General features: G+C 35.1%; 8 protein-coding genes. 5 read left to right on the forward strand and 3 right to left on the reverse strand.

The genetic code is table 11. From position 1 onward, the window contains the following. Nucleotides 1-16: 16 nt before the first annotated feature. The 4 genes from ABXS88_RS14705 (at nucleotide 17) to ABXS88_RS14720 (ending at nucleotide 9,541) form a co-directional block, all read left to right on the forward strand. Entirely contained in the window at nucleotides 17-2,206 is a 2,190-nt protein-coding gene (locus ABXS88_RS14705; RefSeq protein WP_353672798.1) for a hypothetical protein, read from the forward strand. A gap of 100 nt (nucleotides 2,207-2,306) precedes the next feature. After that, entirely contained in the window at nucleotides 2,307-4,499 is a 2,193-nt protein-coding gene (locus ABXS88_RS14710; RefSeq protein WP_353672799.1) for an O-linked N-acetylglucosamine transferase, SPINDLY family protein, read from the forward strand. Between the two features lie 66 nt (nucleotides 4,500-4,565). Further along, complete coding sequence (locus ABXS88_RS14715) at nucleotides 4,566-7,064, forward strand: tetratricopeptide repeat protein (RefSeq protein WP_353672800.1); 2,499 nt, start codon at nucleotides 4,566-4,568, stop codon at nucleotides 7,062-7,064. Then, a complete protein-coding gene (locus ABXS88_RS14720; RefSeq protein WP_353672801.1) occupies nucleotides 7,064-9,541 on the forward strand; it encodes a hypothetical protein in 2,478 nt (825 codons plus the stop codon). The genes ABXS88_RS14715 and ABXS88_RS14720 overlap by 1 nt, the downstream gene beginning before the upstream one ends. On the opposite strand, the gene ABXS88_RS14725 is transcribed toward ABXS88_RS14720, so the two are convergent. Further along, entirely contained in the window at nucleotides 9,524-10,333 is an 810-nt protein-coding gene (locus ABXS88_RS14725) for a hypothetical protein (RefSeq protein WP_353672802.1), read from the reverse strand. The genes ABXS88_RS14720 and ABXS88_RS14725 overlap by 18 nt on opposite strands. A gap of 156 nt (nucleotides 10,334-10,489) precedes the next feature. Here ABXS88_RS14725 and ABXS88_RS14730 point away from each other — a divergent pair, with 156 nt between their 5' ends. Beyond that, nucleotides 10,490-11,509: an IS4 family transposase gene (locus ABXS88_RS14730; protein WP_353674830.1), complete on the forward strand. Its 1,020-nt coding sequence runs from the start codon at nucleotides 10,490-10,492 to the stop codon at nucleotides 11,507-11,509. A gap of 329 nt (nucleotides 11,510-11,838) precedes the next feature. On the opposite strand, the gene ABXS88_RS14735 is transcribed toward ABXS88_RS14730, so the two are convergent. Together ABXS88_RS14735 and ABXS88_RS14740 are read right to left on the reverse strand one after the other, a co-directional pair. Beyond that, the gene (locus tag ABXS88_RS14735; RefSeq protein ID WP_353672803.1) at nucleotides 11,839-12,351 is read right to left on the reverse strand and encodes a prepilin-type N-terminal cleavage/methylation domain-containing protein; all 513 of its coding nucleotides are present in this window, start codon (nucleotides 12,349-12,351) and stop codon (nucleotides 11,839-11,841) included. 185 nt (nucleotides 12,352-12,536) lie between these two features. Then, nucleotides 12,537-12,971, reverse strand: a complete 435-nt coding sequence (locus tag ABXS88_RS14740) for a type IV pilin-like G/H family protein (RefSeq protein WP_353672804.1) — start codon at nucleotides 12,969-12,971, stop codon at nucleotides 12,537-12,539. Nucleotides 12,972-13,078 lie beyond the last annotated feature (107 nt).

Here is a 13,078-nt window from a genome sequence, read left to right on the forward strand (position 1 = left end):
TTGAGAATAAGTTGTAATGAAAAAAAATTTAGAATTTATAACAATAACTCCTTACTTAGAGCAAGGTTTATGTCAAAAAGCAACTAATATATTACTAAAGCACATCAATGAAGAGCCTAAATTTCTAGATTTGTATTGGTATTTAGGGCTGGCATATTTATTTCAGGGAGATGAAGAAAAAGCTACTGAAGCCTGGTGGGCGGGTCTTAACCAAGCTTGGGAGATGGAAGTTTTAGATGGAGCATTATTATTATCTTCTTTTTTGATTAAAGTTGCTGAAGAACAAGAAAACAAAGAGAATTATGATAAAGCTTTAATTATTAGAGAAAGAGTGCAGGAAATTGATTCCAATAATATCAACAATACTCTAACTCTAATTAAGCTAGCTTATTTCTTGAATATTTTTGATTTAGAAAAATTAGCTAAATGGCAGGTTATTGATAAGCTAAATAGCAACACTGGATCTTCTATCGATTCTGGATTATTACTAGAATGTATCCCTTGGATCTTGAGCTTTCCTACAGCGCTTTCTATTGATTTCTTAGAAGCTAGTTTACCCTATTTAAAGGATCAAGATTGGCTAACATCTGTGATGCATTACGCTATAGAATTAGCTGATGCTAAAAACTTAATTACGTATGCAACTGATATTGCTCAAATTTGTTTAAAATTTGAACCTGATAATTACTGTATTATTAATCAGCTTTTGTATTTTTATGAAATGATTAATAATCAAGCCGCTTTGCTAAAAACAGCTTGGCAATTCTACCATTGTATCCCTAAGCATTCTCAGGAGTTTGGTCTTGAATGTTACATTCTTTCTCGAGTTTTACGTATTCTACTCTTGCAGGGTTGCTGGGCTGATATTGATCGAGAAGATATTATCAATAAGCTGAGATCCGCACTAATTTACCTTGAAAAGCAGCCAAAATTACAACTTAATAGTTTTCTTTCACCTCGCTTTTGGTCTATCGGCTTACCGCTACTCTATCTATTTGATGACTTACTAGAAAATCGCCGATTTATTAATAGTACTTCTCAAAAATTCCAGGAAGGATTAATTCAGGAAAATTCTCTAAGACGCTGGAAAAATAAAGATTTAGATAATAATCGACCTCTCAAAATTGGCTACATCGGTCATTCGTTACGAAAACATTCTGTGGGTTGGCTTAGTCGTTGGCTTTTCCATTACCATGACAAACAAAGATTTAACTTATACTTTTACTTAATCAATCAAGTAAATGATGAATTAACGAAGCAATGGATCATTCCCAATGCAACTCAAGTTTATAATCTAGAGAATGGTTTAGAACAAGCGCTCGATCAGATTCAGACAGACGAAATAGATATACTAGTCGATTTAGATGGTCTTATGGGTAATATGACGGCTAATATTCTTGCATTTAAGCCAGTTCCCATTCAAGTTACCTGGCTCGGCTCTGATGCATCCGGCTTACCAAGCATCGACTACTTTATTGTTGACCCCTATGTATTACCCAAAGGGGCTCAAAATTACTATACTGAGAAGCTTTGGTGTTTACCTGATACCTATCTGGCTATTGATGGATTTGAAGTTGGAACCGCAACACTAAGCCGTGGTAGCTTAGGAATAAATGAGCACGCGGTCATCTATCTAAGTGTACAATCTAGCCTCAAGTACAATCCCCAGCTTTGTCGTCTACAGCTCAAAATTATCCAAGCTGTTCCCAGTAGCATCTTTTTAATCAAAGGAATTGCCAATAACCAAGGCCTACAGGATTTAATTGCAACTATAGCGAGAGAAGTTGGAGTAAATATCAATCGGATTAAGTTTTTGCCTAGAGATTCCGATGAACTAACCCATCGAGCCAATTTAGCAATTGCTGACATTGTTCTAGATACTTATCCCTATAGTGGTGCAACCACAACCTTAGAAACTCTTTGGATGGAGATTCCTCTAGTAACCAGGGTTGGAGAACAATTTTCAGCAAGGAATAGCTATACTTTCCTGACTCAAGTCGGTGTTGAGCAGGGTATTGCCTGGACTGATGAAGAATATGTAGAATGGGGAGTAAAGCTAGGCCAAGCTCCTTTGCTAAGACGGCAAATTAAAAGACAGCTCCGAAAAGCTAAGCAAACTTCGGTTCTATGGAAAGCGGAATTATTTACTCGAGAAATAGAAAAGGCTTATGAGTCAATGTGGCAAACTTTTGTCAAAGATAATTAGTAAAAATTGTATTGATTGGCATCTTGATGATTTTTGATACTGAGCTTTTAATTCACACTTAAAAACGTAGTTTTCTTCACACTAAGCAAGGTAAAAATAAATGAAAACGAACGAAATCACTTCTCTTATAGAAATACAAGAATATGATACTGCTATTATTAAGCTAGAAGAAGAAATCGAGAAAAATCCAACAGAAATAACTTGTTATTTATACTTAGGATTACTATATTTATTACAAGGAAAAGAAGACGCATCTTTGATATGGTCATTCGTAATGTCGCAGGGAGATGAATCAGAAGTAAAGCAATGGCAAAAAGAACTATCTATTATTCTAAATACAGAAGCTAGTAGGCAAGAAAATCTTAACAAATTAGCAGTAGCATACTTAATAAGAGATTGCCTAAGGGAATTGGAGCCTTTTTGGATTGATAACTTGATTAGCTTGATTGCTCTAAAGCTAGAAAATGGTACCTATTCTCCTGAGTATCTACAAGAACTAGGATTGATCAATAGTGGATTTTTTAATGAATCAGATAAAATAAAAAACCAGAAACTTTTAGAAAAAATTATTCCTACGATATTGGATTTCCCAGCTTCAGTTAATCTTGATTTTATTGGCGCTATAGTTAATGTTATCGACGATATTGATAGCTTTAGTTTAGTTTTGAAAAATAAAATATTTGAACTTGCCTACAATCAAAAACATTATAATTACGCATCTGAGCTAAATAAAATATATCTATCACTTCAGGAACATGATCTTACGATGATAGATCAGTCCTTTTGGATTAACTTTACAGCTAAAAATTTTTCAGAAACTATATTATCTGCAGAAACATATCTAGCAAAAATAAGTGATCATTCTCTAACTGTCTACGGATACCACAAAAAGATATTATCTCTTATGGCTAATGCACGCTGGAAAGACTTATTATCTTTTGCAGTAATCTATGAAAACTTATTAAATGAACTAGTCGATTTAATAAACAAAAGTGATTATAAAGTTGAGCCTATTGTTTGCAAATATTTTTATAATTTAGCTGTCAATTTTTTATATCTTGATGATTCCCCTCGTCAATATCGAAACTTACAAAATAAAATTTCTTATATTTACCAATATAAAATAATATGTCAAAGTATTTCAAATAATACAAATTCTTCTGAAATTAATAGAATTAAAAATGGAAAGCTTAGAGTTGGATACATTGCGCATACATTCAATCGTTCTTCCGTTGGCTGGTTATGTCGATGGTTATTGGCGTACCATGATAAAGTTAAGTTTGAAATTTATATTTACTCAATCAGTCAGCACAGAGATGATATTTTAGAAAAATACTTTGACACTGGAATTAATACTTTTTACAATTTTAAAAACTCAATCCAAGAAATTGAAAAACAAATACGAGATGATAAGCTCAATATTTTGGTTGAATTAGATAGTGTAACACAGGATTTAACCCTTGAGATAATGTCTTTGAAGTTGGCTCCGATTCAGATTACGTGGCTCGGATTCGATGCAAGCGGTTTACCGGCAATTGATTATTTTGTTGCTGATCCATATGTATTGCCTGAATATGCTCAAGAATATTATCACGAACAAATACTACGTTTACCAAGTACGTATCTTGCTGTAGATGGTTTCGAAGTTGCTACGCCAACTATTAGACGTCATGAATTAAACATTGATGATGACTCTATTGTTTACCTAACTATGCAGTCTATTCAAAAATACAATCCAAATATCATCAAATTGCAACTAAAAATTATATCCCAAGTTCCCAATAGTTTTTTACTAGTCAAAGGGCGACAAAATCTCGCAAATATTAAGAACTTATTTTGTGAAATTGCTGATGAACAGAATATAAGCTTAAGCCAGCTCAGATTCCTGAATGATGATGTAACTGAAGAAATACATAGAGCGAACTTGTCAATCGCCGATGTAGTTTTAGATACTTATCCCTACAATGGAGCAACAACAACCCTTGAAGCACTGTGGATGGAGATCCCAATTGTAACCAAAGTAGGTCAGCAGTTTGCAGCTCGTAATGGATATACTTTTATGATGAACGCTGGCATTCATGAAGGTATTGCTTGGAACGATCAGGAGTATATTGAATGGGGAGTTAATCTGGGAATGAATAAAGCACTACGTCAGCAGATAAGCTGGAAACTAAAAGAATCTAAAAAAACATCTCCATTATGGGATAGTAAAAGATTTGCTAGTTCAACGGAAACTCTCTACTATCAGATATGGGAAGATTATTTAAGCAAGCAAGCAAGTAAGATTGATTGATGCTTTCAATCTCTTCATGTATTGTTCTATTTTTTTTACTATATATAAAGTCAAGGTTTACCAATCATGAAAACAGAATACCTTAAATTAATAATAGAATATCTAAATGTAAACGATTATGGTTCTGCAATAGATAAATTATTAAATGAGCTACAAAACTCAAAAGAGCCACTCAAAGAAGAGTATTTTTATCTTTCTCTTGCCTATATTTTAAGTGATCAAATAGAAAGCTTCCAATCTTTGTGGCTCTCTCTATTATTAGAAATCTCTCAGAATGAAATTGATACTTGGATAGAAGAGCTAGTTCAATTTTTAGAAAAAAAAGTAAGTAAATTTTTGCAAGAGGAAAAATTAGAAGAGGCAAAAACTCTTTACGAGTCACTCCAAGCATTTCATTCTAGCTATGAGAACCCAGTATTATCAGAAGAATTAATTAATGCAATTTACTCTTTAGCATCTAATTTGAGTCTCATACAAAAATATGAAAATGCAATCGAAGTCTATCAAGAAATTCTTAATTTAAACCCTAATCACAGCTTTGCTTGGCATTCTTTAGCCTTGTGTTACTATAACTTGGATCAATATTTTGAAGCTAAGCTTTCTATAAACAAAGCTATAGAATTAAATCCAGATTTTGTCCAGAATTATCATACCTTAGGATTGATTTTAGAAAAAATGAGTAAGGATGATGAGGCGATATTTTTCTATCAAAAGGCCATAAATAAAGATTACGTTTTTCTAGACTCATACACTAGTCTTGCTCATCTTTATATCAAAAAAAATCAGCCTGAAAAAAGCATTGAAATTTATGAAAAATTTCTAGAATATTCACCTCAAAATAGCTTCGTTTTAGAAGAATTAGGCAAAATCTATCAATCTATAGAAAATAATACTAGAGCATCTTATTGCTTAGGATATTCGGTGTACTTTAGCGGTCAAGTAGGATGTCTTTATGATGCTTTGACTTATTTTGAAACCGTTTATTTTGACACATCAAAAAGTTCCTTAAAGAATATTAATTTTTATATTGATTTTTCTAATTGCTATGCAATGTCTAATCAAACAAAAGCTGCAATTCTGTTGCTGGAAGAGGCTATTAATTTATTTCCCGAAAAAAAATTGACCTTGACAAGAGTCATTCAGAGTAGTCTACCTGTTCTTTATGAAAATGAACAACAGATAGATTTTTATCGCAATCATTTTAATGAATTTTTGGATAAATTGACTCAAAAAGTAGATGTAATTCTTTTAAAGAGTAATGATGATATCACCCCTCAAGAGAAGTCTGATCTTAAGAGTTTTATTACTATTAGAAGCAACTTTTACTTGGCATACCAAAATAAAAATGAGTTATTTATCCAAGCAAGATACAGTAAACTTGTACAAAAAATTGTAAATAGAGCTTTTCCTCAATGGTGTAGCTCCGTTCCATTTATTCATACTTTTTCTAGTAGAAAAATTCGTATTGGTTTAGTGTCATGTAGGCTAGAAGGTTTGGGAATACTTTACTTGGGTTGGCTAAAATATATTGACAAAAGCAAGTTTGAGGTTTATGTCTACAATATTGTTCAAAATCACGATGAATCATTCACTGGGCTTAAGAGTGAATTCAAAAAATATAGTGATGAGTTCCGTATTATTTTAATATCTATTGATTCTTCATTGCTGTGTAATATAATGCTCAATGATCAGTTGGATATTTTGATTTTTCCTGATCTTGGAATGGATGGTATTATATCATTTCTCTCCTTTCTTCGTCTTTCTCCAATTCAATGTGCTACTTGGGGCCATCCCGTAACCTCTGGCAGTCCAACCATTGACTATTTTATCTCCAGTGATTTAATGGAGCCTGCTAATGCAGATGAGCATTATTCTGAGAAGTTAGTACGACTACCTAATTTAGGTTTTTCTATCCCTTCATTTTCACCTCCGGCGGTAACTAAATGTCGTTTGGATTTTCAGTTAAAAGAAGATTCAATTATTTATTTTTGTTCTCAATCATTGTTTAAATATTTACCGCAACATGACTATGTTTTACCAGCTATCGCAGAAAAAAATCCTAGGGCTGAGTTTGTATTTGTTGATCCTATGCATGGTCGAGTCGTTACTGAAGTATTTCAAAAGCGATTAGAAAAAGCTTTTCAGGAGTTTGGTTTGGACTTTCGTCATTACTGTACTTTTCTCCCTCGCCAAAGTCGTACTGACTTTGTGACAATAAACCAATTAGCGGATGTATTTCTAGATTGTCTAAGTTGGTCAGGGGGATTAACCACTCGGGATGCCCTGTCCTGTGGTTTGCCCGTCGTGACTCGTCCTGGAGAATTTATGCGTGGCAGACACTCCTATGCTATGCTCAAGATGATAGGCGTGACAGAAACTATTGCAGAAACAGAAGAAGAGTATATTGAGATTGCCGTTCGACTGGGTCTAGATACTGAGTGGCGACAACAAATCAAGACCAAAATTCTCGCGAATAAAAACCGCCTTTTTGATGATAGAGAATGTATTCGAGGTTTAGAATCTTTTTGTCAACAAGCTCTCCAAGATTTGGCTAACTCCAACTAATGAATTTTCCGACCCCAGTTAAAGCTATTCAAGATGCTCTAGAGAGTAGAGACTACGACACAGCTATTCGATTGTCAGAGAGATTAATCGAAGAAAGACCAGAAGAACTAAATACCTACTGCTATCTAGGCTTGTCCTATCTGCTGGCAGGGCAGGAAGTAAAAATGCAGGAACTTTTGCTTTCATTGGCTCTGATGGAGACAGTGGAACTGGTCGAGAACTGGATTCAGGAATTGTTTCAGTTTCTGGAAGTTCATATTGAAAGATACTTAGAACAAAGAAGGCTAGCAGAGGCTAAGGTTATTTATAAAACCTTGCTTGAATTAGAGCCAAGTTACAACAATGTAAGCCTGTTAGAGCGTTTAATTGTAGCATTATCTGAATTAGGAGCGGAGCTAGCTTCCAGGGAAAAGTATGAGGCGGCAATAGATGTGTACCTAGAAATTCTGAATTTAGCTGAAGAACATAATTTAACTTGGCATTCTTTAGGATTATGCCGATATCATCTCAAGCAATGGTTAGAAGCAGAGGTTGCTATCAAGCACGCCATAGAGCTAGACCCCAGCTTTATTGCTAATTATCAACTTTTAGGACAAATATTAGAAGAACAGAATAAAATGGAAGAGGCTATTTCTATTTATCTTTCTGCCATTCAACTTGATTGTAAAAATGTTGACATATACAGAAAAATTAGTTCTCTTTATAACCTAAAAAAATATCATAATCAAGCCCAAAAAATATTATCTGACGCCTTAGAAAAAATACCGAATCAGGTAGATTTGCTATACGATCTAGGGTTAACCTATCGACTACTTAATGATAGGGCTAAGTCAAGTTTTTACTTAGGCTATTCTGCTTTCTTCAAGGCTGAGTATTATGTCGCACTCACAGAATTGGAAATTTTTCATTCTTTATCTCTAGCAGATGAAAAAAATAAAAATATAGGATTCTACTATAGCCTCGCCTATTCCTATATGGTTTGCGATCAATCTGAGCAAGCTATCAAAATATTACAGGAAGGAATAGAACGTTTTCCAAAAAGTTTAGTATTAAAGCGTATCAACCAAGTTATATTGCCTATAATTTACAATGACATTAAAGATATGGATTTTTATCGAAATAGATTTTGTAAGCTTTTGGATGATTGGATTCAAGATGTCTTGTCTGGATTGACTAAAAACTCATCTGATGTGATGACAAGTCTCGGTCTTGTCACTAATTTTTATCTTAGTTATCAAGGTTTTAATGATTTAGAAATTCAAAAAAAATACAGTCATTGTATTAATGAGGTACTCAAAAAACAATATTCTAAGTTTTGTCAAAAATCCAAAATAACTGAGATCTTAAGCGATCGTAAAATCAAGATTGGCTTTATTTCTTGTCATGTTAGTGTCGAAAAATTGGGATTGCTTTACTTGAATTGGCTGAAGTTTATAAACAAGAATAAATTTGAAATCTATATTTATGATGTCATTTACAGTGATCAAGATAAGTTACATGAAGCAAAGAATCTCTTTCAAGACAATAGTGATTCCTATCAATCAATATTATACAATACTGATTTAGAGACTATATGTACAACTATAATGAATAAAAGTTTAGATATTTTGATTTTTCCAGAACTAGGTTTAGATGCGATCTTTAATTTATTATCCTGTTTAAGGTTTGCACCAATTCAGTGTACTACATGGGGCCACCCCATAACTTCAGGCAGTCCGACTATTGACTATTTTTTGTCTAGTGAACTAATGGAACCTGTTAACGCAGACGGGCATTATTCTGAAACGTTAATCCGCCTACCTAATCTTGGATTTTCTTTACCTCCAGTTGAACTACCTAAGCTGAGTAAAACTCGTAGTGATTTTAATATTCAGGAAGATAAAATTGTTTATTTTTGTTCCCAATCATTATTTAAGTATCTTCCTCAGCATGATTATATTTTTCCAGCGATCGCTCAGCATAGCAATACGTTTCATTTTGCTTTTATTGAAGCTCCTGCTAAGAATGGCCCCACCTCTACAGAAAATTTTCGAGAGCGTTTAAGAAAGGCATTTGAAGCATTCGGATTAAATTATCATGATTATTGTACAATCATGCCTCGTCTAAAAGGAACAGATTTTTTAGTCTTTAATCAATTGGCAGATATATTTCTTGACGGTCTAAGCTGGTCAGGAGGATTAACTACCCGGGACGCCCTATCCTGTGGTTTACCCGTTGTGACTTATCCTGGAGAATTGATGCGAAGTCGTCATTCCTACGCCATGCTGAAGATGATCGGTGTCACTGAAACCATTGCAGGAACAGAGGAGGAATATATTGAAATTGCAATTTGTCTTGGCCTTGATTCAGATTGGAGACAAACAATACAGGAGAAAATATTAACTAATCTTAATCGTTTATTTGATGATCAAGAGTGTATTCAAAGCCTCGAAGATTTCTTAGAACAGGCTGTACAAGACTTAGTCTTGACTACCTGATAAAGACACGGTAATTTTTCCGTCCGGCATAAAAGTCACTTGACCTCCCAGCTGTTCAATTTTCTCAATCACTCGTTTAATCGTTTTTTGATCGGGACGATTTGCTAGCACACTTGCCCATGCACCAATTTGCGCTTGCTTACTGTCAGGATTATGAGACAAAAACTGTAAGGACTGTTGATTAATTCCAATCATTTTCCGGGCATCTTCTGTATTATAGTATTTTGCCCAATCTAAAGATTTTTGATAAGAAGTCTTGGTCGCATTGATATCACCTAGAAATAATAATTCATCATTTCCTTTGGCTCGCCAAAGATAGTAAGGCTCAATATTAGTAATGAATTTTGGAGGCATCGTATTAAGAGCCTTGGTAAGGTTATTAACGCTCATTTTAGGTAATCCAGCAAATAGAGACGTTGCAATGTCTAGATGATATAAAGCATCAACAAATAAAGGGTCTTTATTGACAATAAAATTAAAGTAGTCATTGGTTAAGCTATAACCCACTTCTTCACGCACCTTTGTATCACCAAAATACTGAATAAAATTAAGATAAAGCCAATCGGCTATCAAATTACTAAAGCCTAGGGTCGGAATTTTATTCAACACCCGAAGACTAAGTTTATCTTGGGCTTCTTGAGTTTGATACTCTGCCCAAGATAAAGTCTTTTGCTTATTAGAAATAGCTGGATACTGTAGTGCAATAATACCTGCAAGACTGCTCACCAATAGCCCCAGAGAAGCTACTACGGTCAATAAATTGCTGATTTTAAAAGTTTCTTTAGTGTCCATCCTTAAGAAGTTCACAATTTAGAAAAAACGACATTGCTGAATTAAGGTATGAAGGTAGGTTTTGCTTCAGAAGTGTTGAATGTTAGAAGAAAATCAAAAAGGTAAAGCCCCTAAACTTGTATAATTAGGGGCACAAAATCAAAATAACTGAATATGATTATATCAAACTTTCCTCAAGTTGTGCAAAAGCATCTGGGTCACTTGCCCAAAAAGGATTATCCAGAACTGGACACCTTTAAGTTTGTCTCAATTTGGCTAAGTTTCGTGCTAGACCAAAGCCAAACAAGCATGAGAAGTCAATTCAAGAGATTAAACGCGAGAGGAGAGTCAGTAGATATATCGACCTTCTCAAAAGCAAGTAAAAAGCGAAACCCAAAGGTTTTTAAAGAAATATTAAAAAAGCTAAAAAAAGAAGTAGAAGTCTCTCGAGAACCAGAAAAAAGGGAACTGGTTTTGTTTCCACTGGACTCAACAGTGATATCGTTAACGAGCAAATTATTATGGAGACAAGGACATCATCAGGTAAAACTATTTAGTGGGATTAATTTAGACACAGGAGCCCCAGGAGGAATAGTAATTAATTTTGGTCAAGGGCATGATAGTAAATATGGGAATGAAACGATAGAAGCAACGCCAGAGAATGGAGTTGGGATAATGGATAGAGGATTTTGTAGTCTAGCAAGAATAGCAAAACTGCAAGAAGAGAAAGAGCGTTACTTTGTGTTAAGAACAAAGAACAATATAAGCTTAAATATGCTGGAAAATGGAAAGTATGAAATAGGAAGTGGGAAGGAAAAGCTAGAAGGAAGAGTAGTAGTATTTAGTGATAGAGAAGAAAGAACAGAGTTTAGGTTGGCAACAAATTTACCAGAAGAGGGAGAGGGAGGAATAAGTAATGAAGAGATAGCTGAGTTTTATCGATTGCGTTGGCAAATAGAACTATTATGGAAGTTCTTAAAAATGCACTTAAAGTTGGACAGGCTAATCACTAAAAATACAAACGGAATAGAGATTCAGATTTATAGTTGCCTGATTGGATATTTAATGTTGAGATTGGTAAGAATTCCGAAAGAGTTTGGGGAATCTTTATTAGATAAGCTACGGTATTTACAGGCATTTATGTGTGAAAAAACAAGTTATGTACACTGGCTAAGAGAGTTAGTGGTAAATTGTTGAATCTGGGCTTTTACAGAATCGTTGTGTCTATTCCTTGGTGGTTCAAATAAACCATTCAATATTTCTGGTTTTGCTTATATTCAGAAGGTGGTTTGAGTCACGATTTTAAAAGTGCTCTTTTAGAGATTCATCGTGCAAAATAGCAATGCAAAAAACCATACATCAGCGACAACTGGTTTGTGGTAGGGTTCCCAGCTAAAAACTTTCATTGGAGTTGTAGCAGTTATATCTATCATAAAATATAGTCCTCAAGCTAGATTCCTTGCTAGACAAGACTTGTGAACAAATATCATTATCCGTAAAATTATTTCAGGATATATACCATGGGACTAAAAAACATTTGTTCCGCCATTAGAACAGCTCCCACTGGGATCATCCGGGGCCTCTGTGAGCGCACCAGGAACTGACCCTTGACAAAGCACGATGGAATAAGTGTCCATGTTATAGTAAACACCTAAGGAATAGTGACGGGCACCTGTCAGTCCACTATCCCTAGAAAGGGCCGTGCTTTTAGTTCGGGGAGGGCTAATACTTGTGTTTGGGGGTAGAAAATCATAATACTTGCTTGGCATCGCTACGCCTAAGGTTGCGTAGTCAGTGGCAAATTGCCGAGCTTCAAAGAAATATCCCTGCTGGGCGAATCCAACAGAACTTAAAAACTGCGTGGCTTCTGCTTCCTTTGCTTTACCGACATGACGAACTAGTGTCGGCAAAGCTATAGAACTTAAAACTCCCAAAATAATGATCACAACAATTAGCTCAATCAACGTGAAACCCCGGCAAGCCAGAGATTGATGGGCATCAATTTCTTTCCTGAGTGCTAATTTTAATAAGGCATGCATGACCTTGCTTTGACTCACAATAAATATAGAGTAACGGCAAAACATCAGCTCTTAAAAAAAAGAGGTAGGATTTTAAATATACTTCCTACCTCTATATTAAGCTATGGAAGTTATTTATATTAATAACTTTTCCATACTTCTAATGTTTATCTGCTTAATTTAAGCTGACCTAGAGCGACGAACTACTACCAGCTTGTCGTAACGGTAAAGGTCTGGTTTGTTGAGTCATAACTAACTGTTCCAATAGCCGTGGTGGTTGCATCTCCAGCTGCGCTCTTAGGCTGAGCAGTAGAAGTTGCAGTAGTAGCGGAGCCTGCGTTGTCGCCAACGAAAGTAAAGAACTTGCCAGGATTGACCAACTTTGTATCTAAGGCACTTAAGTTACCAAATGTAGGGTTTTCCGTCCGATAGGCTTGTTGGGCACGGTTAAGGGCACCCACACCATTTCTGCCTTCAGCCTGCCGGGCTTTACCGGCTTGGGAGATGAGGTTAGGGAGGGCGATGGCGGCGAGAACCCCGATGATCACAACAACGACGAGTAGTTCAATTAAAGTAAAACCTTTATCTTCTTTTTTAGCGGTGAGGTGAGAGAGAAGCTTGAACTTAAAATTACTATCCATGGTTGATTTCTTCCTTAGTGGTTGGGATGGTGAATAACTTGTCTGAACCCTTCTGAACTGAAGTTACCCCCAAGTCCGCTAAAATCGATCACCCTTTTTCAAAATTT

Origin of the sequence: Synechocystis sp. LKSZ1 (genome assembly GCF_040436315.1) — a bacterium.
Classification (GTDB): domain Bacteria; phylum Cyanobacteriota; class Cyanobacteriia; order Cyanobacteriales; family Microcystaceae; genus Synechocystis.

Excerpts from the sequence above, each read along its gene's own strand:
- ABXS88_RS14715 (WP_353672800.1), top strand. The coding sequence starts at position 4,566 with ATGAAAACAGAATACCTTAAATTAATAATAGAATATCTAAATGTAAAC.
- ABXS88_RS14735 (WP_353672803.1), bottom strand. The coding sequence starts at position 12,351 with ATGCATGCCTTATTAAAATTAGCACTCAGGAAAGAAATTGATGCCCAT.
- ABXS88_RS14720 (WP_353672801.1), top strand. The coding sequence starts at position 7,064 with ATGAATTTTCCGACCCCAGTTAAAGCTATTCAAGATGCTCTAGAGAGT.
- ABXS88_RS14740 (WP_353672804.1), bottom strand. The coding sequence starts at position 12,971 with ATGGATAGTAATTTTAAGTTCAAGCTTCTCTCTCACCTCACCGCTAAA.
- ABXS88_RS14705 (WP_353672798.1), top strand. The coding sequence starts at position 17 with ATGAAAAAAAATTTAGAATTTATAACAATAACTCCTTACTTAGAGCAA.
- ABXS88_RS14725 (WP_353672802.1), bottom strand. The coding sequence starts at position 10,333 with ATGGACACTAAAGAAACTTTTAAAATCAGCAATTTATTGACCGTAGTA.
- ABXS88_RS14710 (WP_353672799.1), top strand. The coding sequence starts at position 2,307 with ATGAAAACGAACGAAATCACTTCTCTTATAGAAATACAAGAATATGAT.